Raw genomic sequence first — 23,074 nt, forward strand, 5'->3', positions numbered from 1 at the left:
GCATGTTAATTTTTATCACAAGTTTACACTACTGTTTTGTGAATCTCTTTGAGGTTTGCCTATGAGGAATAATGATGAATAGACTTCTAACGATAGGGTTGATATCGGCCGCCCTAGCTGCCTGTGGTGGCGAGCCAGAACCAGATAAGGGGACGGATCCAGTGACACCGGTCTCTAGCGTTTCTGAGGCAACGACTCCAAGCTCTTCTAGCGCGCCGGTTGTTAGTTCGGTGAGCTCGGTAATGAGCAGTGTGGCTGTTTCCTCTGTTGCGTCGTCTATTCCTGCGTCGTCGTCGGTCTCTGCTCCGTCATCGGCTCCGGTTGCATCTTCAAGTGCGCCGTCGGGTTTTGATGGCGACGCAACTAATGGCTTGGCTTTGTTTTCATCAAAACTCTGCGTTGGTTGCCATTTAGACCTTGATGGTGATGGTTTCTTTAGCGATAAAGCCAACCATTTTGACCCTGATAGCTTTGGTAATGCCGGAGCGTTAGGCACTTATGATGCGAGTACGCCATCGGGTGTGGCGACATTTATTAAGGGCTTTATGTCGGCTTTTGCCGCTGGTGGCTGTGACGAGCAGTGCAGTAAAGATATCGCCGCTTATTTATGGTCACAAAAAAATGGCGTAGTAGGGCCTTTGGGCGAAGCCGTCTCTTGTGCGAACCCTGCCGCCGATGCTATTCATTATGGTCGTCGAGCGCTGCATGTGCTGACTTCTTATGAATATCACAATTCGCTTTCTAAGCTCTTTGGCGAAGCACTACCTGCTGATTACTCATCAGCCTCAAAGGTCAGTGTTGATACCGAGCTGGCTCGCTTACCTAACCATATTAGCGAAAATATTTCTGAAACACGTTTAAACGGCTACTATGATAATGCCGTTGAATTAGCTGATTGGGCGATTGCAACACCTGGTGCACTGGCGTTTGATTGCAGCGATGCCGATTCATGTGCAACCAATGTGATTAGCGAATTTGCCTATGAGGCTTACAGACGCTTGTTGACACCAGAGGAACGCACTGAATTTAGAGACATGATTGGCGGTGCGACTGACTTGAATACAGGTTTAAAGTGGGCAATTACGACCGTATTGAGCTCGCCGCATTTTCTTTATCGCTCTGAGTTAGGTCGTACTGTTGCTGATGCGTTAGTTGAAAAACCTATCGAGCCCGACCCTAATCAAATCGCTATTGCCAATCCTATTTTTATTGAATTTGGTGAAGTCACCTACGATGCAAAAGGTTTTGGTGGTTTTGGTGCGCATAAATACGTAGGTACAACTCCCAATTACAACTGGACGGGTAACGATGTTGTTAAGGTTACTGTAAGCGGAACAGGTAAGTTTGGTTTAAAAGTTGATAATAAAATTGTGACCGAAATGGAGCTGACCTCTAGTGCGCCTAAGACATTAACCTTTAAAGTCACTCATGCAATGGGTTCGGGCAAATATGTACAGGCCTATAATGCCAGTGGTAACCCTATTAAAGTGAGCAAGGTGACAATTGGCACAGTCGCTGTTGCTGAGCCACCGGCCCAAGAAGATAAAACTTTACTGGCAAAAGCAGATCCTGATGCCTATGTCTTGAACTCATTTGAATATGCGTCGGCCTTATCTTTTGCCTTGACCGGTAGTGCACCTTCTCGTCAATTGCTTGATGCCGCAAAGGCGGGCGAGCTCTTTGATGCGGCTAAACTAGATGGGCATATCGATGCGCTAATCGATTCTGACCTCGGTAAGGCGCACATTGAGCGTTTAGCGGGTAAGTGGTTCCGTACCGATAAGCTCCCTACGCGCACACGTAATGTAGCCGAGTTTACACCCGAAGTTCGCGACTCGATGATGCAAGAAATCCGCGAAATCTATAAGCATGTTTTTTATAATGGTGACTTCCCAAGCATGTACGCGGGTGACTTTACCTACTTAGATAGCACGCTTGCCAGTTTTTATGGCATGGCCGGTCAAGGGGGGGCGAGCAATGGTGACTTTAGTTGGGTCGATACCAGCGGCGAATTGCGCGGTGGCATTATTGCCTCTGGTGGCTTTATGGCCTACAACGCACATATGGATTACACCTCACCTATTCAGCGTGCCGCACACTTCCGTCAAGATGTTTTGTGCCAGGCGATTCCTCAGCCGACTAACTTGGAAGATTCTGATGAGCGCGATAAAGCGGGCTTACGTGCTGCCGAGCGAGCCAAAGCTGGCACAATTACGACTGCCGAGTACTATGATATTCAAACTAACGTTGAAGGCTCTTCATGCGCGGGTTGTCACAATGCCATTCTTAACCCTTTATTTGGTTTAGATGACTTTGATAACGTTGGTCGCTTACGCAAGCGTGTGAATGGCGACGTTGTGCAAGATGGTTTGATTATTGTCAATGGCGTTGCGGTACCGAAGGGTGAAGCCGATTTGGCCATTGATTTTGTGAATAAAGATGGCTACCTCTTTTCACCAAAAATTGTGGGTACTTTATCGACTAAGCAAGCAGACATCGATAAAGCTGCTGGCGAAGGCCTTAAATTTAGTGGCGCTAAAGACTTGGGCCAAAAAATTGTTGCCGAAGATGTACCGGGTATCTCTGCGTGTTTGATCGAGAAAACTACACGCTATGCCATGGGCTATACCCTGCGCAAGGACCTTCTGGAAGATGCAGAATTAAAAGGTGCGAGCTACTTAAATATTACTGATGCACAAGAAGCGGAGTTTGTGTGTGTACAAGATGAACTCAATGCAGCTTACAACGTGGCTAAAAGCCCTCGCGATGTTTTAAAAGCGCTGGTTAAGTCTTCTGCTTTCCGCTTCCGTAAATAAATAACCTAGGGGGGAGCTATGCTCCCTCTGTATGAAATGCATACACAGTAAAGGGTTGCAACTATGAATTTTTCAAAAAATGATAAGCCAAATGATAAGGCTGTAGAATCTCAGAAGCGGCATGTGCAAAAAGCGCGCCGTGGTTTTTTAGATATGGTGAGCAAAGCGGGTATCGCATCATCGACACTGCGCTACTCCAGTTTGTTAGGTGGCGTCATGACTGCGCGCTACGCACAGGCCGCTGATAGCCCAAAGCGTGTTGTCTTTTGTTATATACACAGTGGCGCGCCAGAAAATGATTTTCGCCCCACGTCGGCCACTAATATGGCTGGCGGTACTTACCATTACGGCCCCCAAGGGCATGATATTGCGGGTATTTGTAAGTTTCGCGGTGTTGATACAGGGGTGGCTGTACACGGTGGTACGCGTCAAGCGTTAGGTGGCGGGTACAATGGCAATACCATTGATGTCGACTTAGGTAATGTACTGGGTGCGACTAGCTATTACTCGACCATATTTTTAGGCTCGAATGCAACAGCAGCCGGTACTGGCCCCGGTATTATTGTGAGCTCTGGCGGCCAGCCTATCGAGCAGCCTACAGCGGCAGTCGAAAAGTTTTTTGGTGCATTGCCTGATCTAGGTAATGATGAAACCTATAAAAAGTCGTTTGCAGCGCAAAAAGCGGCGGTTGAAGCCGTGAAGAAAAAGCTAGGTACCGAAGAGCAGGCTCGCTTAAGTACACACTTTAAAGCACTTGAAAAGCTTGAGTCGCGCATTACTGAGTTAAGTAGTGCACAAGCCCCTGATTTAAATGCGTGTAAGCCGAATATTGCTAGTGACCCAGATGATGGCCAGAACGCCGGCATGGTGACACATGCTAAATTACAAGCCGATGTGATTACAGCGGCATTTGCTTGTGATATTACGCGCGTTGCGGTAATGCAAATTGGTAACCATCAAGGTGGCGGTTGGAACTATAAAGGTTTTGATGGTCACAGTGCCGGGCATTCTGGTGGCGCTTCTGTTTGGAATGCCATGATGACTGAAAAGTTTGAGGTGCCGGCATACTTGATTAAAAAGCTGAGCGAAACTAATGACTCTAATGGCCAGCCATTAATTAATAGCACGGCATTTTGCCAAGTGAGCTGCGCAGGTAATGGTTTATCGCACAGCTCTGCGGATTCACCGTTTATGTTAGCGACTAAGCTCCCCGAATTTGGTGGCGGCTCGTTCTCTTCTAAAGGCACAGCAGCGAGCGCTAAAAATTTCTTATCTGAAGTAACTAAAGGCTTGGGCGTTGACCCCAGTGCGACGATTGTTGGCGCTAGCGGCGGTGATGTTGATCTACTCAGCTAAAAGCTGCACGATACTTTAGTTGTTATTTGCCCTAAAAGCCCTACTTTTTGCAGTAGGGCTTTTTTTTTTTGGCTTTTCGTTATTCAAATGTTGGAGTTGCTTTGTGACACAAAAATGTGAATTTAATTTTCCTGCTGATTTATTGATTTGCCCCATCTGCGCGACTGAACTTACCCATACACACTGTGATGGCTGTCAGAATGAGTATTTTATACTTGCCGATATCCCTTGTGTATTCCCATCGGGGCTGCAGCAAAAAGTGTTATGGGAGCATCAGATGGCTATGATGGCCGCGCAAGGTGGCGAGGCTTTGGCTAGCCTAGACAACATGCTGCAAGGTTATGATGTATCGGCGTTAACGCGTGACCGCCTAGAAATTGCATATGCCGCTATGGCGCAAAGTTTAAAAAGTATTATGACGTTGTTAGAAGAGGGTGGGTTACGGGCTAAACGCGATGCGCGTTTTGATCAGGCTGAAATAGATAACCCTACGGAATATTATCACCATATTTTGCGTGATTGGGCGTGGGACAACGAGAAAAGCCAGTATTTTGAAACACATGCCAATGATGCCAATTTGCAGCGCGTTTTGGCCGTGTGGCAAAATCCTAAGCCAGGAAAAATGTTGGTTTTAGGTGCTGGGGCGGGGCGATTAAGTTGGGATTTGCATACTCACCTTGATGCACCCTTAACCCTTGCCTCGGATATCAACCCCTTTTTGTTGGCCAGTGCACAGCGCTTAATTCAAGAGCGTCGAGCGATCTCTTTACCCGAGTTATATACCTATCCGCAAATAGGTTATTCTTTTGCAAAGTCATGGAACATGGTGCCACCGACAGATGAGCATGCTGCGCGTAAGCGTTGGTTTGCGCTGGGCTCGGATGTTTGGAATATGCCACTCAAAGAAGCCAGTATGGATACTATTGTGACCTCTTGGTTACTTGATGTCACAGGTGGTGATGTTAAGGATTTAATTAGCGTTATTGCTTACTTGTTGAAGCCTGGTGGGCGCTGGATTAATACTGGGCCGCTTTTATATTCACGCAACTTATCTTTCGATAAAAAATATTCAGCAGAGGAAATCATTGATTTTGCCTGTATGGCAGGCTTTGATGTGCAGATGCAATCGGTTGATGAAATTGCACATATGGTGTCGCCGCTTAATGCACGATTTCATCATGAGCAAATATTCTCGTTTAATGCCTATAAACAGCCAGAGCCTCAAGCCTTACCTAAACCCTCGAATACTCCACAATGGTTAACCCCTGGCTGGCTCGTTATGCATCACTTACCAATCCCTCAAATAACCTTTGAATGCGAGCGAGGGCATGAGTTTATTACACGCGTATTAGAGCTTGTCGATGGGCAGCGTAGCCTTTATTTAATCAGTCAGCTGGTGCAATCTTCTTTGCCTGAGGGGGTCGACGCAAAAGAGGCTGTAGTGGCTGTATTTGGTCAAATACTTGAAGGTATGGCCCGCTCGGCACCGTAACTCGATATTGTATTTATCATTACTCAGCGATCGTGCAGTGCTGTCGTTAATGGTATTGACCGGAGTACACAGGTGAATAGAGTAATCTATTGTGGATATCGCTGTGTTTTTGAGTGTCGTAGTTTTTTACATTGGCTGTGCGGTATGATGCTAAATTACAATGTGATAAAAAATTCGACACTCGATTTTTTAACGTGTTATCGGATTGTTTGAAGTGCCCGCAGTGCTATTTTTTAACGTACAATGTAGGGATATTTTTTAGGAGAGCTACAGTGTCTGAATCTAATTTTATTATTGCCCCCTCTATTTTGTCAGCAGACTTTGCACGTTTAGGTGAAGAGGCCCAAGCTGTGATTGACGCAGGTGCTGATATGATTCATTTTGATGTTATGGATAATCATTATGTGCCTAATTTAACGTTTGGGCCAATGGTGTGTAAAGCGTTGCGCCAGTATGGCATTACAGCACCTATTGATGTACATCTAATGGTCGAGCCTGTTGATGATTTAATTACTCAATTTATTGATGCGGGAGCCAGCTATATTACCTTTCACCCTGAGGCTACCAAGCATTTAGACCGCTCTCTTAAATTGGTTCAATCAGCGGGTCTTAAGTGCGGATTAGTATTAAATCCAGCTACATCGGTTTCATCAGTTGCGCATTTATTGGATCAATTGGATATGTTACTACTTATGTCAGTGAATCCAGGTTTTGGGGGGCAATCATTTATCCCCTATGTACTAGATAAAGTCCGAGAGGCTCGGCAGTTGATAGATTCGCGGGGGTTGAATGTACGTCTTGAAATTGATGGCGGCGTTAAAGTTGATAATATTGCAAAAATTGCTGCTGCAGGAGCCGATACTTTTGTTGCTGGTTCAGCTATTTTTGGCGCAGAGGATTACCGTGATGTGATTACTCAGATGAGGCAGGCGTTAACACAGCAATAGCATGGCAGTATGACAAATATGTGAATGCTTGAAGGTGGTGCATCGGCTTTTTTATGGTGCACTCGTAATAACATCATTTTTAAGTAACTTATCACATTAAATTTATTTATAGCATTAATTTTAATTATTTTTCTGGGTATCGGCTTATTTATTTTTAGACTTCTGCTACTCTAGTTATAAAATCAACACTGTCTTAATATATTCTGCGTTTTTGTGTGTTATGGAATATGAGATTCTTACTAAAGCCTGAGCTTTTAAAGCTTAATCAGAGGTTTTTATGTCACCCTTTCAAATTTGCTCTATTGCCCTTGGACTGACTGCTGTTATTGCGGTTACCGGGTGCGGCGCCACTCAAGAATCTAGATCATCGCAAGCTAATAATGTCTCCTCTTCGTTGAATGATTCAAACTCTAGTCGTTCGCAAATAAATGAGGCATCCTCGAGTGCCATGAGTTCGGCTTCGGTAAGTTCAAATACGGGCTCAACGACGAGTTCAATGCCTAGCCTAGGCAGTGCTATTGATATTCTTCAAGGCTACTGTACTAGCTGTCATTTTGATACTCACATGCAATGGGAAAACTACACAACCGATGCACTGTGGCTCAATGCGCAAAATGCAAAAGGCGAAAGTTATATTAATGAGCTTGATCCCGAAAATTCGCTGTTGTTAAAGCGCATGACTTTTTATCGTATGGGCGCAAAAGATATGCCCATGGATAATGCCAATCAAACTGAACCGTTTACGCGTGCGCATTATCAAAAAGTACATGACTGGGTGGTTGCGCTGGCAGGCCGAACCGTTGAGCCAGTTGGAGATGATTCGGTGAAGGTGAGCCAAGTATTTGATGAAAATGGTCTTAAGCTAGCGCTCGAATGCAGTGCAGTCAGTGCTCAGCCGCTTGAGGTGCTAATTTCAGATCCAGAGCGTTTTAATGCGTCAACGATTGCCGGATATGAGGGCATTAAAGTGCGTGCAGAGGGTGAAAGCTCTGTCGGGATACAGGCATTAACAGATGTGGCCGCTGATGATAGTTTTTGGTTAACCGGAGAGGGTTTAGATATTTGGGAGTCGAAAATCTATTTTAATGCACTCTCTACGGCAATTACACATAATGGCGATATCAATATGACACTTGATGTTCATCAGGTTGAAGGTTTGTCGCATGAATTTGCAAAAGTAGGTTTATTGGTGTCGAGTAGTGATGATTTAACCGGTGAACTCGTTTTTGTACACTGGGCTGGCCAGCATGGTTTAGCCGAAGATAGTGGTGAGGCTAAACTCGATACTTATAGGCAAATTGAAAAAAATATCGACACCAGTGTAGCAACTACCCTACCGGTACGTTTAAAAGTGGTGTATGAAAACGAAACGTTAAAAGTGGGTGGGTGTTATCACTGTGATAGCCCAGCAGTAGGGTTACCGAAAAAATTCAATTTTAAACCTAAGCGTATTTATATTGTGGCGTCCTCGCATGCACCGACACCACTCAAAGCGCGCTTAAGTCTTATTGATGGTCAAGCCAGTAAAGACTCATTTAAAACAGTGCATACCGCCACCGCCGATTGTACCAGTGGTGCAGCACGCTTAAGTATTCCATCGGCTGCATTAGCTAATCTTGAGCGATTACGGATTGAAGTGCGGCGCGGTGAGACTTTAGTGGCTGGAGCCTCACCAATTAAGTCGTATTCGGCAAACGCCAGTTGTGCTGCGCAAGGTGCTTTATTGGAGCCAAAGCTGCGGCGTTTATCTGAATTACAAATCAAAAATTCAGTGGTCGATATTTTTGGTAATATTTTTAATGACAATGTGTGGCCCAAGTTAGAAGATGGTGCCAAGTTAATCGGCATGAATAGTAATGCTGATAAGTTGAATATTAATAATATTAATTTTGAACGCATGCTGGACTTCTCAAAAGCGATGACTGAAACCCTATTGGCTCAGCATCCTGTTATTACAGCTTGTGCGCGCGAAACCGATGAGGTGTGCGTTACTACTGTTTTGACTACTTATGGGAAGCGGCTGTGGCGTAGGCCTTTGTCCACCGATGAGCTTGCCGCATTTACATCGGCCTTAAATAATATCACCGGCAACGCTGAAAAATTAGCATTTACATTGCATGCATTAGTTCTAAGCTCTAATTTTTTGTTTAGAAGTGAAATTGGAGTGCCGCTAGACGGTACAGCGCAGTATGAGTTAACTAATTTTGAGGTGGTTGCTGTCCTGTCATATGCACTATTGAATAGTACTCCAGATGATGAATTACTGGAGCTGGCGAGCCAAACCGCGGCCATTAGTCGTTCTCAGCTAGAGGAACAGGTGACTCGTCTCTTTCAGTCGCCTAACGCGAGCGCTTCAATGATGGAGGTATACAAAGATTACCTTAAACTAGATTTGGTACGCTCTAGGCCAAAAGATGAAAGCTTGGGTTTTTCGGATGATATTAGACGTGATTTACTTGATAGTGCAGAATTGATGCTGATCGATAATATTGAAAAAAATCGCTCTTTTACAAATGTATTTTCCGGTAGCCGATATGTAGTGAATGATAAAACAGCTGATATATTTGGTGTTGATTATCGCGATAGCCAGCAAGGCTGGGTGGATATAGACAGTGCGCAGCGCTCGGGCCTTTTTAATCACCCCGCTTTTTTAGCGGTGCATTCTACACTGGCAAAATCAGGTATTGTTAAACGAGGTGTTTTCACATTAGAGCAGCTGTTATGCCAAGAGCTGCCCGATGCGCCGGGTGATGTTATGCCTGTCCCTTTACCTGAAGGCATCGATCCATCGATAACATCCGAAAGAGAACTATTACAGCTTACCCATAGTGCGCAAGCGGCTTGTATAGGCTGCCATCAGGTGATTGACCCCGCCGGTTTTGGTTTTGAAAACTTTGATACTATTGGGCGTTATCGCACCGTTGAAAAAGGCTCGGTCCCCATTGATGCGTCAGGGGTCATGGATAATATTGGGCGCTATGTTTTAAGTTACGGCACGAGTGCTGAATTCTCACGGGAGCTGATCGACTCCCCGCAATTAAAAGCATGTGTAGCGACGCGCTTTTTAGAGAATTTTTTAGGACAAGAATTAGCACCTAGCGATTGTGAAGCAACAAAATATAATGACCTGATTGATGCCAGTGGATCGGCGGTACAAGATTTACTGTTATCCTTAATTCAACTAGAAAGCTTTACGCGTAGAGAGCTTAAGTGATGGGTGTTTTTTATGACACAATTTAAGACGTTAAATCGCCGTAGTCTCATCAAGGCTTTAAGTGCCGCAGGCTTGCTAAGTGCATCAAGTGTTGAGCGAGCTTTGGCGGCCACTGAAGCGCCTCTGCGGGTACTAACAATAGTCCTGCAGCACGGTTGGGGGTTGTCGGGTACGAGTAATCGCTTTATGAGCGAAGATACCAATGGCTTTGTGTTTCCTGATGGTTTAGACCCATTTAATAGCATTAAAGAGCACTGCACGGTGATTGATGGTTTATTGGGTTTAGGTGAGTGGGGGAATAACCACGACTTATCTTATGCTGATATTCTGACGGCTGGCGTGCCCTTTGGTCAGCAAAGCTCTTCTTATGATCAGCATATGCCGTTATCGGTAACACCATCGATCGACTATTTATTGCAAGAGCACAGTGGTAAAGCGGCTTTTAGGTTTAGTGCGGCTTATCGCTCTTGGGGTGTGCAATACCACCCATTGAGCTTCGATCGCAATTCAAGCATTTTGCCGTTTTATACCAAAGCGAGCGATGCTTATAATAGTATCTATAAGGGTTTGCCGACTCTAGAAATGCCTGGCCTTGGTGGGAGTGATAGCACTGAAACGCGTCTACTGAATCAAGTTTTTGAATTTATTAAAAACCCCGCACAGCAACAGTATGATCTGATTCCGGTATCGGAGAAAGACAAACTCGATCGTTATTTGTTGGCAGTGAAGCATTTAGAAGATAAGTATTCGGTTACCGTAGGGTACAGTGGTACAGAGCGCCTGGCAGAGATCCCAAAACTTGGGCAAAGCTCACTGGATGATTTTAGTAGTTATCTCGATATGGTGAAGGTCGGCTTTGCCAATAATCTGACAACCTCGGCTGTTGTGGGTGTCGGTGATATTATCCCGTTAAGTGACTTCCATCATGTACATGCACATACCAATAGCAGTACTTACTGGAATACGCGCAGAACTTACGCCCAAGCCATTGTGAAAATGGTCATTGAAATGTCTAAGGTGGTCGATTTTGATGATAATAGCTTGCTTGATAATACGCTAATTGTATTGACTGGCGAAGTGGGTGATGGTCGTCATAATGTGGTTAAAAAAGGTCATATATTAATTGGCGGTGGCAATCATTTTGATGTAGGGCGCTTAATTCATGTTCCTGTTGTGACCGGAAGTGCTAAAGACGGCCTACGGCGTGAAGATATTAACGGTACCTTGCAGGGCAATGTGCGCTGGTCCCGCTCTGCTAGTGATAGAACAAATGCTGACTTATGGCGTGAAGTGGGCATTAAAGCTGGCCTTAGCCTGACTGAATTTGGTTTACCCTCTCAAAATAGAGGCGATATTCTATAAACATATGTCAATAAAACCGACAATACCCCTCGTTCGTTCGGTCAACAACTTTGTTGGCTGAATGTGTCATGCGTTAATATTGCTCCAGTACGCTTTTTACTCTCTTCTATACCCGAATTGTCACGATGAATTGACTATGATTGACCTGTATGGCATTGATGGCTTTTATTTTGGCGGTTAAGCCCTCTTGATGAGGCTACTGCTGGGTGTTTGGCTGCGTTATTTGTTTACTCTTCAATGTTTCGAGGTTAAAAGCGTCGATATCAAGTAGCCCCTTCACTATTGAATCGTTTTGGCTAGTCAATTGACATGTTTTTGGCGCATAATTTGCTGTAGGGTTGCAGGTGCTATAATAGGGGCATTGAATGCGTGAAGTTAATTGTATTTTTTGGGGAAAATAAGTGAAGTATTATACTAGTGCTATGATGAGCTTGATCTTGCTTGCCTTAACGGCTTGTTCGAGCTACCAAGAGGGCAAGCAGCCCATACCCAATATCGTTTATAATGCGGTGCCTGAATACTTTCTTGGTGTGGGTGATGAAATTTCTATTCAGGTTTGGAAATCCCCTGAATTATCCATTACCTTACCTGTAAGGCCAGATGGTAAAATATCAGCACCACTGGTTGGCGACATTATGGTGGCAGGCAAAAGCGCAAGCATGCTGACGGCTGATCTCACTCAAAAATTCTCAAATTATATTCGTAACCCTCAAGTCACGGTTTTGGTGATTGATCCTGTCAGCGCGACTTACCTACGTCGAGTGCGCTTAACGGGCGCTGTAGTACAGCCGGTCAGTCTTAACTACCACCAAGGTATGACGATATTAGATTTAGTACTGGAGGGCGGAGGCCTTTCGGATTTTGCTAATGCGAATAAGACTAAGCTTTATCGCACTGTTGGCGATAAAGTAGAAATTTACCCTATTAGGTTAAAAGATATACTCGATAAGGGCTTGCTTGAAACCAATTATCATTTAGCGCCCTCAGATATTCTTACTGTGCCCGAACGTATTTTTTAGGATTAGCTTTGGAAAATTTAAGCAAAAAGAGTTTGACTGCAATAAAGCGTTCCACCGGAACCTTAAGTTCTATGGCTGAGGTGAAGCCTTTTTCGGTGGCTGAGCTTCAGGCGCTAAAATTAATACATGCAGGTGTTGGTGAGTCTAAGGAAATTAAAGCTTTTAGAGATTTGCGAACTCGCTTGTTAGGTTTGAGTAAGGGCAAAAGTTTTTCATGTTTAGTCGTTCCTTTAGAATCTGGCGGCGGCTCACATGTCGCTATTAATTTGGCCGCCGCCTTTGCTTTAGATAAAACAAAAAGCTCGCTGGTTGTTGATTGTAATTTGTATAACCCTTCGGTCGAGCGCTACATGCCAGCCGGTGCTAATTATGGCCTGACAGACTATTTGGATGACGAGTCATTGCTGTGCCGGGATGTGGTTTACGGCTCGGGATTGGCGCGTGTTAGGTTAGTACCGGTTGGTAATAATTGTGAGGGCGGTACTGAGAAACTAGGCTCCAAGCGCATGAAGCAAATTATGGGTGAGCTAAATAGTCGTTACGACGATCGCTTTATTTTTGTGGATGCACCACCGTCATCACACTATGAATCTGAAATCTCTATTTTGGCTGAATTATGTGATTTTATTCTGGTTGTTATTCCCTATGGTAAAGTGATGGGTGGACAAGTTATGACTCAGATTGACAAACTTGATCCACAAAAATTGGCAGGTATAGTGTTTAATGAGTGTTAGTCGATTTACAGTTTGTAGTCTGCTTTAAACGCTTTATATTATTTTTTGTAACTATTCAGAGATACTGAAGCTTGGCGCTACTGAATTATTAGCTAGGCCGCTTAAGCCACCTGTGACTTTGTACTTTTGCAGTGTTTATTTTGCAAGCAATGTTGGAGTTGGACGTACTGCAAGTGCTCTGGTCATTATCGATTGGCGCTAAAGATAGCGCCTTGAATAGTTGCAGGTTTTTTCAATTGTTATTGTGATTAGGTTGGTTTGTGGACTCTATTCAGCTTTATAAAGAGCTAATTATTGCAGCGAAGCGCGAATTAGTTAAATTCCGTTTTTTAGCGGCTTTTATATCGACACTTTTATTTTTTGCTATTTATATTATTGCTCTTAATTGGCCACAAGTTTATCGCTCTACAGCGATTATTACTTTGGACCACACTAACGTTATTGAACCACTTTTGCGCGGCGCTGTAGGTGTCACTGACACTGAAGTTAATGAGCGAGTGGCTGATTTAATGCTTTCGAGGCGTATCATTGAAGCGGCTATCCGCAAGGGTGCTGATAAATTGGGCGTTGAATATTCGGCTGAGCAGCTAGAGCGGCGTGTTCGTTACTTTCGTCAAAATATTACTGTAGAAGCACAAGCTAGAAATCGTGCAATTACCCATGTGAGTTTTATGGCGGCAACACAAGATGATGCCTATGAAAGCTTGGAGGCTATAGTATCGGTGTTCTTAGCCGATCGAGCAGCAGAAAAGCAAAAAGATAGTTTTGAAGCATATAACTTTATTGACACGCAGGTCAGTAAATATAAAGCCCAGTTAGAAGAGGCTGAAAATAATCTAAAACACTTTAAAGAAAATAGTGCAGACGTGACAGAGGTGTCAGTAAAAAAACGTATTGCCGATTTATCTTCAGCAGTCAAAGATCTTGAAATGGGTATAGAAGAGTCTATCGAGGCTTTAAAAGCAACCAAAAAACAATTAGAAGAGGAGGGGCGCTTTTTAACTCTCAGAACCAAGGTTGTCGCTTTGGAGGAGCGCAAAGCTTTATTGATGGAGGAATTAGATCGACTGAGATTATCCTTTCAAGATGGCTATCCGGATATAGTCATGCTTAAATCTCAAGTGCTAGAAATAGAAAATGAAATTTCTTATGCAATGTCATCAGTAAAAGGGAGTACAGCGGGTGATATTTCTGAGCTGCCACTCTATGAAGAGTTACGAAAGCAGTATGCTGATATCGGTTTGAAACTTTCAACTCAAAAGCGCAGATTGACGAGCATGCAGAAACTATTAGAAGAGGAACGGTTATTAGCCGACGAGGTTGCGGGCAATCAAGCTGAGTTATCTGACTTGACACGGGATTACAATGTAACCAAAAAACATTATGAAGAGATGTTAGTCAGAAAAGAAAATGCCAAATTAACTATGGCGTTGAACAATGAAGGTCAAGGCGAAAATTATAAATTAGCGCAGCCGCCTGTTTACCCTTTAAAGGCGGAAGGGATTAATCCTGTCGCTATTTTATTGCTGGCCCCTTTTATTGCTGTTTTAGCGCCGATCGGCTTGGCCTTGGTGTATGTATTTATTGACCCCCGCATACGGCTGGCTAGTCGACTGCGTACTGTACTTCCCAGTCATGTTGCATTGCTCGCCGTGATCCCGCACCAAGGATCGCTACTAAGCACCCGCTTATTAAAAAAGGATATGGTTGTACTCCTTTTTTGGGCATTTTTATTGATTGCATTCTATTGTTATGCCGTATTGCAATTCTTACTCGACTACAATTGGAGTAGCTAAAGTGGCCGGTATAATACAATCTGATAACTGTGATAATAAGGTCGCCATTATTACTGTGACATATAATGCGAGTGGTTTTATTCGTGCCTATTTAGATTCCGTTGCTGCCTTGATTGCTTCAGATTCACGTTTTTCAGTTTTTATTGTCGACAACAACTCGCCTGATCATACTGCTGAAATCGTTACCGAATATATCAGTGAAAAAGGGTTGGATGGGGCAGTGAACTTTCATCTTGCGGCTGAAAATGCTGGCTTTGGTGCAGGCTGTAATCTTGGAGCCTCTTTAGCTGGCGATGCAGATTATTATTGGTTTTTGAATCCTGATACGGAGTTTTCGCTAGAGGCGGGTACACAGTTATTAAATGGCTTGATAAACCATAAACACATTGCAGCATTAGGGAGTGTATTGCAGAATATGGATGGTCGTATTGTTGTGGGCGCTTTTCGGTTCCCTTTTGCGATGACAACTTTTTTGAGTCATGCCTGCATTGGCGTATTTGATAAAATGTTTTCCAATAAAACATTACATTACAGTAATGATGGCGATAGTGCCGATTGGCTAACAGGTGCTTCTTTTATGATGAGGCGCGAGGCTTTTTGTGCGGTTGATGGTTTTGATGAAAGATTTTTTCTATACTTTGAAGAGGTGGATCTTTTCTATCGGCTAAAGCAGTTGGGTTATAGGTCACAAATTTCTGTAGGGAGTGTCGTGCATCATATTGCAGGTGCCTCTACTGGAGTGACTGAGCATACGACACAAAATCACCTGCCGCGTAAACCGGCTTACTGGTTTGAGTCGAGACGTTATTTTTATCTCAAAAATTTTGGCAGAACCTACCTTATTTTTATTGATGTAATTTTTGTATTTGCAAATTTATTACATAGATTAAAGAATCTGTTAACTGGGCGGCATGTAGCGCGGCCTGAGCGCTTATTGCGAGACATAATCGCTTTTAGTGGCTGGCGGTGAAGTTTAATTGTTAGTGCGCGTAATGATAGTAGGAGTGGCTGGGTAGACTGTAGAGTAAGGTGGAATATCTTGGTAAACAACAGTATTGGGCCCTATTACACAGTGGTCTCCGATTGTAATATCACCGACGATGACAGCTCCAGCACCTATTGATACGGAGTTACCAATGTGAGGTTTACCTTCGAGGTTATTTAAGTTTTTGATTCCCATTGTTGTATTTTGTCGAATGATAACGTCGTCACCGATCGTGTTGGCGCCTATAATCATTCCGCCAAAATGCTCAATTTTTACCCGGCGACCTAACTTGACGGTATAGTCAAGCTTTATACCGCAGGTTATTTGGATGAGTTTTTTGTGTGTATTGTAAAGTACTGTAAAAGGGATTCGAATGATTTTGTATTTTAATTTCATTCGCCAATTACCCAGCCGATGATTAAATACAGCCCAAAACCCTTGAGAAAAAAAATCGCATTCATGTGTTTTAAAATCTTCTTTTATCAATGCGTAAAAGCTGAGTGAAGAGGGATTGGTATTTGTTGAACCCTTAGCCGGTATTGGTGACATAAAGTATTACCTAATAAAATGCTATGAATAGAGATGATTATACTAATGAGTCAGTGCGTAGGTCGAGTATTTGATTTTGGAGAAAATAGCGGTGAATAAATTAAGCGGCCCCATTGGTGTTGTTATTATAGGGCGTAATGAAGGCGCACGACTGATACGCTGTCTAGAGTCTATTCCTCATGGCACACCTATTGTTTATGTTGATTCGGGATCGAGTGATAACAGTGTTGTCAACGCCGTGAGTCATGGCGCTATCGTTGTGGCGCTAGATACTCAATTGCCTTTTACCGCCGCAAGAGCAAGAAATTTAGGCTGGAAAAAGCTATTGTCTGCTTTTAATGACCTTGAGTATGTACAGTTTATCGATGGCGATTGTTATTTTGATGATCACTGGTTTGGTGCAGCCAAACAGTTTTTAGATGATCATAAAGAATATGCGGTATGTTGCGGTCGCCGACAAGAAATGTACCCCAACGCCTCTGTGTACAACGCATTGTGTGATATAGAGTGGAATACCCCTTGTGGTGATGCAAAAAGTTGTGGCGGCGATGCTTTAATTCGAGTGTCGGCGCTTATGCGTGTTAATGGTTATCTAGATCACTTAATTGCCGGTGAAGAGCCTGAAATGTGTATTCGTTTAAGGCGCGAAGGTTTTGCTATTCGACGTCTAGACTGTGCGATGACGTGGCATGATGCAGCCATTCATCACTTTTCACAGTGGTGGCAGCGCAGTGTGCGCTGCGGATTTGCTTATGCCAATGGAGTTGCACTGCATGGCTTTTCACCTGAAAAGCACTGGCTTAAAGAAACCGCGAGAGCTTTATTTTGGGGGGCATTATTGCCTTGTGTGATTGTTGCGCTAGCATTTTTAGATGTGCGCAGCTTGTGGCTAGTATTAGTTTATCCATTACAGATGCTAAAAGTATTTCTAGCGGCCGGCAGTATTAAAGAGATAAAACTGCAGTGGTCTTTTTTTATGGTTGTTTCAAAGTTTTCTGAATGCTATGGGATTTTAAAGTACCTCATAGGTAGGATGTTTAGACGTACTTCTCGGATTATCGAATATAAGTAATCCCAGTATTAGGTAGAGTTAATGTGAATATTTGTTATCTGATTAATCAGTATCCTAAGGTGAGCCATACTTTTATTCGGCGTGAAATACAAGCGCTTGAGCGCTTGGGAGCAAAGGTCTCCCGAGTAACGGTACGGGGTGTTGATGAAGGCATCGTGAGTGAAGAGGATAAAGCCGAGCTGGATAAAACGGTCTGTATTATTGGTTCAAGTACGCTTCAGTCTTTGATCTTTTTAATGATTGGCGTACTGCTGTGTATAACGCGTTTGCCTAAGGTTTTGCGTCTTTGGGTAAAGCTATCATCCGCGGCCAATGGAACCTATGTTAAGCATTTTATTTATGTGATGGAGGCGTGCTGGCTACTGCGTTTTTGCCGTAAAAATGATATTCATCATGTACATGCACACTTTGGAACTAACCCAGCGGCGGTGGCACTTTTTTGCCGTATACTCGGCGGGCCTGAATATAGCTTTACAGTACATGGTCCGGAAGAGTTTGATTCACCCGTGGCATTATCGTTACGCGAGAAAATACATTATTCAAAATTTACAGTCGCTATCACTGCCTATTGCACCAGCCAGCTGTATCGTTGGGCAGACTTCGATGACTGGTCTAAAGTTGTGGAAGTCCATTGTGCGGTAGATGAGGCATTGTTGCTAGAGGGTAGCCCCTTATTTGAGAACGCTTATCGGCTAGTATCCATTGGGCGTTTATGTGAGCAAAAAGGCCAGTGGCTTTTGCTGCAAGCGTTAGCCGAGCTTGTTCTTACGTATCCTCAAATTGAATTACACCTTATTGGTGATGGTGAATTAAAAGATGCTCTGCAAGCATATGTTGCGACGCATCGCCTAGAGAACAATGTAATTTTTTATGGCTGGCAAGGTGAGAGTGCCATAAAAGCGCAATTAGATGCCGCGAAAGCCATGATTTTGCCAAGTTTTGCTGAGGGTTTACCTGTTGTTATTATGGAAGCCTTTGCAAGAAAAAAACCGGTCGTATCTACCTTTATTGCGGGTATTCCTGAACTGGTTAATCAAGAGAATGGCTGGCTAATTCCTGCTGGATCTGTTGATCACCTGGTTGCAGCGATTGAGTCTGTATTGGTGATGCCTAATGAATGCTTGGCCCAAAAAGGAGAGCAGGGGTACAAAGCGATACAAGAGCGTCATAGCGCCGGTGCACAGGCGCATACGTTATATCAAAAGATGGGTGGTCTGTAATGGCCTATGTATTTATCTGGAGCTTTGCAATTTTACTCTTTCCCTTGCTGTTGTTTTGCCTAGAAGTGGTTGTGGGTTGTTTTAGGTATGCGATAGCTCGGCGAGCGACGGAATCTCTACGGATCGTGCCTGCGTTAGATCAAACGCTAAAGGGCGTTGTGTTAGTTCCGGCACATAATGAGCACAGTGTGATTGGCGCTACACTAGAGTCTTTACTCAGTGCCTGTAGTCAGAACATGCGTATTATTGTGATTGCCGATAATTGCTCAGATGATACAGCAGTTATAGCGCGACAGTATCACTGCGAGGTTATTGAACGTACTCACGCACAAGACAGAGGCAAAGGCTTTGCATTAGCCTTTGGGCTTGAGCATTGCCGCGCAGATAATCCCGATGTTGTTATGGTTGTGGATGCCGATTGCACTGTAAATGCTAACGCTTTAAGTGACTTAATGCGGTGTGCCGATCATTATCAAACGATTGTACAAGGCGCCTATACTTTAGTGGCTCCTGAGCATGCCAAGCCCGCCACTCGAATATCGGCATTTGCCGTGTTTATTAAAAATATTATTAGGCCTTTAGGTTTGGCCAAGCTTGGAGGGAGCGTGCCTATTACGGGGTCGGGCTTTGCTATTGCTGGCGCTTTAATTGATCACATTGATCTAGCCTCAGGTGAAATTGTTGAAGATATGAAATTGGGCTTGGATTTGGCGCTGCTAGGTCGAAAGGTCGAGTTTGTATTGCCGGCTAAAATTACTAGTGTACTCCCGACTGATAATCAAACCTCGCAGGTGCAACGCGCGCGATGGGAGCATGGCCATATTGGTATGATCACAAAATATGTGCCTAAATTGTTACTGTTTTCGCTGAAAGAACTACGTTGGGCGTCATTGATAACGGCATTAGATCTTTGCATATTACCTTTTATCGTATTGCTGACTTTAAGCGCAGGCCTGTCGATTATTTTAGGCAGTGCGATGTATCTTATTGGGTGGAGCGTGTTTGTATATTGGATTGTAGGGTTGAATATTATGCTGCTAGTGGCTTTAATAGTCGCGAATGCGTTGAGAGGCTCTGATCGATTACAGCTAAAAGATGTGTATGCTTTAAGTGAGTATGCTTTGAATAAAATCGGCTTATATCGAGCTTTAACGTCAGGCAAGCGCTCGCGCTGGCATAAAACTCAGCGTGAGTTACCCGCTCAACCGCCTAAAAAAAAGTAGTCGTCGTATGGTTTTTTTTAACGGGGTAATGTTAGGTGCCTAATTTACTCGCGTATTTAGCGCTGATTGCATGGCCCTTTTTAGCTAGAATCATTAAGCAAAAAATGCAATTAGTTGATGCCGCTATTCTTCTTTTTTTGCTACCTTACTTGCTGCTGCCGGTTAAAACAGCATTTGATTTTCCAGTGTTACCTGCCATCAATAAAGATTCGCTAGCGTCGATTATGGCGTTTTTGTTGTTGTATCGTGTTTCTTTAGATAATGCCAAAATTAAATTCGGTAGAGTTTATCGATTGTGTTTGGTGGGTTTTTTGTTTGGCCCAGTTATCACCATTTTTTTAAACTCTGAGCCATTGGAGTTTGCGGATAATTATTTGCCAGGCTTAAAAGCTTGGGATTTTATTGGTGTTTTTTTTATCAAAACAACCTCTATTGTTATCCCTTTTTGTGTGGGCTATTTAGTCTTAAATACTGCGTATGCGCATCGTCGTATTGTTTATTGGATTGCCTTTTGTGCGGTATTTTATACGCTACCAATGCTCTGGGAAATAAGAATGAGCCCGCAGCTACATGCGCAAATTTATGGTTTTTTTCCACATCAATTTGCCCAACAAGTTCGGGCCGGCGGTTTTAGGCCTGTTGTATTTTTAGGGCACGGTTTGCTCGTTGCCTTTTTTGCCTATACCGCTTGTATGTGTGCATTTGTTTTAATGAAAAATAAAGTCATTATTTGGAAAATACCCGCTCGCTATGTATTTATTGGGTTGTTTGTGGTGGTTTTTTTATGTAAAACCATGGGCGTTGTCTTGTATTTATTTTTGCTGCTAACCCTCTTATTGCTGTTTAAGCCTAAAAATCAGTTTTTAATGGCTACAATATTTGTTTTTTTTGTCACCTGTTATCCGGCTATTCGAGAAGCATCATCGCCCCAGCTACGTAGTTTTACTCAGTTGGTGAGTCAGTACAACGAGGACCGCGCCCAATCTTTTGCGTTTCGCTTAAATAATGAAGACGATCTATTGGCTAAAGCGAGTGAGCGTAAGTGGTTTGGCTGGGGCAGCTGGGGACGCAATTTGATTTATGACTACAGCGGTCAAAAACTCAGTGTTATCGATGGACAGTGGATTATTATATTTAGCTCGTGGGGATGGGTGGGGTATTTGAGTTTTTTTGGATTGTTTTTTGTTCCGCTGTATCGCTGGTTCTTAATATTAAAAGAAGCGGATAGGCATAAAGTACCTATAGAGTCTGCTGACTATTCGGCCGTAATAGGATTGATTTTAATGAGTAATATGATTGATTTTATTCCTAATTCATCGTTGTCGAGTGTGACACTGCTAATGGCTGGCGCGCTAGCAGGACGAGCAGTACTGCTAAAACGGGATGCGAAAGCATAAAGATACCCATATTATTTAAGCGAACTATTGCCCATTAATCAAAAATAGGATAACTCTTTAAGTGCTTCCTATTTAAGCGTTGCTAGCGCCGAAATGCCAAAAAATCATCCACAGACCTTTAGTGAGGTTTATCAGCTAATCTGATGTGTACCTTACGGTGAGCGATACTGAAGATTAGTTGGCGATAGCACAGGCCGCCCACCAGCACGGTATTTGTGTGTTGAATGTTTGAATAGCGTCCCATTTAGGCGAGGAAACCTGATCGACACGTTTAAGTGCGCCCCAGCTGCCCCACTTGGTGGGGGCGCCTATATCGACAAATAATACGTTTAACTCTCCGCCTAGCTGTTGCCATTTGGCTAAGTGATTGGTATAGATTGCAGTCATTTTAGGGTCTTCGTTAATCGCTTGATGAAATTGCGTGATAGCCGAATTATCCTGCAGTAAATGCCCATTGGCGGTAATGTGTTGCCCGCCTTCGTAGGCGACCAAAGCTAATTGATATTTTTGAGCAACGCTGCGCCAGTAAGCCATATTCTTCTCGAGTTGTTTCTCGATGCCTTGGTAGTCTTTAAAAGCGGGTAGATGCTGTAAGGGCTTTCCTGTTTGTAACTGAGTAAACGCTTGCTCAATGCCTTTGTCACCGCTAGAGGCCCATTGCTTTAATTGGTTTGAATATGCAGGGTTTTCTGACTTAACGGGACCGTTGAGTTTCCCATTAAAGTAGGTCGTTATCCCGATGTAATCAATGCCATGACTGTAACATGGTGCATTGCCTTCTTTTACCCACTCGGGGCATTCGAGCGCGGCAGTTTCTAAGCCGTGCCAGCCTGTTTGGGTGCCTAGCACGCACTTTATTGTGGGTTGCTTCGGTGTTGTAGCAGTAATACTTTGTGCGCTCTGTGAGTGCTTTGGTTCGGGACGTTTAAATATATCGCAAATTTGGGCGGTTCGCATACCATGCCATTGCATGTAGGCAGTCCCTATACCTTGCCAGCGTTGACGTCCTACTGTATTGGCATATTGCGCCTGTTTAAATTGCCAGTTCCATACCTCGTTACTGTGTTCTATGTAAACCTTGAGAGTATGCTTTAGCGTGCGCTTGACGACCTTGGCAAATTCCGTAATGTAGTGTTGATCAGCAAGGTGGGGAATGTTGAACCACGGATTGCTAGATGTGATATTGCTAAGCTCAATCATGACCTCTAAGGGTACGCCTGCAGATGCCCAGCTTCTGTGTGTTATTAAGGGGCGATTGCGCCACTGGCTTTGGGTTGAATGGTTGGTTTGCATCCAATCCATAAAGCGTAATGTGTTGAAGTTTTTAATGCGTTTTAGCCAATCGGGATTAAATATATGGCCAGCTAAATAGAGTTTAATGTGTTTTTCTGGAATAATTTTAATATTGCGTAAAAAATTAGTCGGGTGAGTTTTTGATATTTCTAATAAATTGTTGCCCGGTGAAACAGTAATCATGTCTCTGCCGGGACGCGATTCTTGGCGTATTTTTTTTGCGCCCCAGCGATAATTAATCACACCCTCGCCGTCATAAAGGACAACGTACCGCTGATAAATAACGGGTTCATTACGCGGGGAAACTAAAAAAACGGTGCCTGCCGTCTGCCCTTTTTTGAGGGTTTTAATCCAGTCGTTTTCATCGGTATCAAAACTCACTTCTTTATTGGCTTTTGCATTCCAGTCTTGCCATGCTCGAGCTTGCTTCATTAAATCTAAAAAAGGCATTTGGGTTGACCAATCGGCAATGCCATTAAGCCCCATGCCTAGCGATGAGCGCTTGAGATTTTTGGCATCAGCGCTTGCCGTCATACTGGCAAATAAACAGATGAAAAAAATAATGACTCTCATGCTGGGCCTATATCAAGTGAATAGTT

At 43.6% G+C, this 23,074-nt stretch carries 16 protein-coding genes; 14 read left to right on the forward strand and 2 right to left on the reverse strand.

The window, feature by feature from the left end; translation table 11 throughout:
* Positions 1–74: 74 nt before the first annotated feature.
* The 10 genes from AC438_RS03390 (at position 75) to AC438_RS03435 (ending at position 15,706) form a co-directional block, all read left to right on the forward strand.
* Positions 75–2,816, forward strand: a complete 2,742-nt coding sequence (locus tag AC438_RS03390; RefSeq protein ID WP_162230691.1) for a DUF1592 domain-containing protein — start codon at positions 75–77, stop codon at positions 2,814–2,816.
* Between the two features lie 63 nt (positions 2,817–2,879).
* Positions 2,880–4,172, forward strand: coding sequence for a DUF1552 domain-containing protein (locus tag AC438_RS03395; RefSeq protein WP_053979872.1), 1,293 nt, complete (start codon positions 2,880–2,882; stop codon positions 4,170–4,172).
* A gap of 103 nt (positions 4,173–4,275) precedes the next feature.
* The gene (locus AC438_RS03400; protein ID WP_054113058.1) at positions 4,276–5,664 is read left to right on the forward strand and encodes a class I SAM-dependent methyltransferase; all 1,389 of its coding nucleotides are present in this window, start codon (positions 4,276–4,278) and stop codon (positions 5,662–5,664) included.
* A gap of 272 nt (positions 5,665–5,936) precedes the next feature.
* Entirely contained in the window at positions 5,937–6,611 is a 675-nt protein-coding gene (gene rpe, locus AC438_RS03405; RefSeq protein ID WP_082353941.1) for a ribulose-phosphate 3-epimerase, read from the forward strand.
* Positions 6,612–6,888: 277 nt separating this feature from the next.
* Positions 6,889–9,825 (forward strand): DUF1588 domain-containing protein, encoded by a 2,937-nt coding sequence (locus AC438_RS03410; protein WP_053979874.1) that lies wholly within the window; start codon positions 6,889–6,891, stop codon positions 9,823–9,825.
* A gap of 12 nt (positions 9,826–9,837) precedes the next feature.
* Positions 9,838–11,187 carry a DUF1552 domain-containing protein gene (locus AC438_RS03415; RefSeq protein ID WP_156312468.1) on the forward strand — a complete coding sequence of 450 codons (1,350 nt, stop codon included), beginning with the start codon at positions 9,838–9,840 and terminating at the stop codon, positions 11,185–11,187.
* Positions 11,188–11,588: 401 nt separating this feature from the next.
* Positions 11,589–12,206 (forward strand): XrtA/PEP-CTERM system exopolysaccharide export protein, encoded by a 618-nt coding sequence (locus tag AC438_RS03420; protein ID WP_238376306.1) that lies wholly within the window; start codon positions 11,589–11,591, stop codon positions 12,204–12,206.
* An 8-nt stretch (positions 12,207–12,214) separates the two neighbouring features.
* On the forward strand, positions 12,215–12,940 hold the full coding sequence (locus AC438_RS03425; RefSeq protein WP_156316983.1) for a P-loop NTPase family protein: 726 nt from the start codon (positions 12,215–12,217) through the stop codon (positions 12,938–12,940).
* Positions 12,941–13,437: 497 nt separating this feature from the next.
* Positions 13,438–14,736 (forward strand): chain length-determining protein, encoded by a 1,299-nt coding sequence (locus AC438_RS03430; protein ID WP_156316984.1) that lies wholly within the window; start codon positions 13,438–13,440, stop codon positions 14,734–14,736.
* A gap of 1 nt (position 14,737) precedes the next feature.
* Positions 14,738–15,706, forward strand: a complete 969-nt coding sequence (locus tag AC438_RS03435) for a glycosyltransferase family 2 protein (RefSeq protein ID WP_053979878.1) — start codon at positions 14,738–14,740, stop codon at positions 15,704–15,706.
* A 3-nt stretch (positions 15,707–15,709) separates the two neighbouring features.
* On the opposite strand, the gene AC438_RS03440 is transcribed toward AC438_RS03435, so the two are convergent.
* Positions 15,710–16,270: a serine O-acetyltransferase gene (locus tag AC438_RS03440; protein ID WP_053979879.1), complete on the reverse strand. Its 561-nt coding sequence runs from the start codon at positions 16,268–16,270 to the stop codon at positions 15,710–15,712.
* Positions 16,271–16,361: 91 nt separating this feature from the next.
* Between AC438_RS03440 and AC438_RS03445 the strand changes: the two genes are divergently transcribed.
* The 4 genes from AC438_RS03445 to AC438_RS03460 are packed head-to-tail and all read left to right on the forward strand — an operon-like array spanning position 16,362 to position 21,182.
* Complete coding sequence (locus AC438_RS03445) at positions 16,362–17,342, forward strand: glycosyltransferase family 2 protein (protein WP_053979880.1); 981 nt, start codon at positions 16,362–16,364, stop codon at positions 17,340–17,342.
* Between the two features lie 23 nt (positions 17,343–17,365).
* Positions 17,366–18,562 (forward strand): glycosyltransferase family 4 protein, encoded by a 1,197-nt coding sequence (locus AC438_RS03450; protein ID WP_053979881.1) that lies wholly within the window; start codon positions 17,366–17,368, stop codon positions 18,560–18,562.
* Positions 18,562–19,785: a glycosyltransferase family 2 protein gene (locus AC438_RS03455; RefSeq protein ID WP_053979882.1), complete on the forward strand. Its 1,224-nt coding sequence runs from the start codon at positions 18,562–18,564 to the stop codon at positions 19,783–19,785. The genes AC438_RS03450 and AC438_RS03455 overlap by 1 nt, the downstream gene beginning before the upstream one ends.
* Positions 19,786–19,820: 35 nt before the next feature.
* Positions 19,821–21,182 (forward strand): hypothetical protein, encoded by a 1,362-nt coding sequence (locus tag AC438_RS03460; protein ID WP_053979883.1) that lies wholly within the window; start codon positions 19,821–19,823, stop codon positions 21,180–21,182.
* A gap of 174 nt (positions 21,183–21,356) precedes the next feature.
* Here the strand turns inward: AC438_RS03460 and AC438_RS03465 are convergent, their stop codons facing one another.
* The gene (locus tag AC438_RS03465; RefSeq protein WP_053979884.1) at positions 21,357–23,048 is read right to left on the reverse strand and encodes a hypothetical protein; all 1,692 of its coding nucleotides are present in this window, start codon (positions 23,046–23,048) and stop codon (positions 21,357–21,359) included.
* Positions 23,049–23,074 lie beyond the last annotated feature (26 nt).

The organism is Marinagarivorans algicola, assembly GCF_001292705.1.
In the GTDB taxonomy this organism is placed as follows: domain Bacteria; phylum Pseudomonadota; class Gammaproteobacteria; order Pseudomonadales; family Cellvibrionaceae; genus Marinagarivorans; species Marinagarivorans algicola.

Coding starts and splice junctions, on each gene's coding strand:
- AC438_RS03390 (WP_162230691.1), top strand. CDS start 75: ATGAATAGACTTCTAACGATAGGGTTGATATCGGCCGCCCTAGCTGCC.
- AC438_RS03395 (WP_053979872.1), top strand. CDS start 2,880: ATGAATTTTTCAAAAAATGATAAGCCAAATGATAAGGCTGTAGAATCT.
- AC438_RS03410 (WP_053979874.1), top strand. CDS start 6,889: ATGTCACCCTTTCAAATTTGCTCTATTGCCCTTGGACTGACTGCTGTT.
- AC438_RS03415 (WP_156312468.1), top strand. CDS start 9,838: ATGACACAATTTAAGACGTTAAATCGCCGTAGTCTCATCAAGGCTTTA.
- AC438_RS03440 (WP_053979879.1), bottom strand. CDS start 16,270: ATGTCACCAATACCGGCTAAGGGTTCAACAAATACCAATCCCTCTTCA.
- AC438_RS03455 (WP_053979882.1), top strand. CDS start 18,562: ATGGCCTATGTATTTATCTGGAGCTTTGCAATTTTACTCTTTCCCTTG.
- AC438_RS03465 (WP_053979884.1), bottom strand. CDS start 23,048: ATGAGAGTCATTATTTTTTTCATCTGTTTATTTGCCAGTATGACGGCA.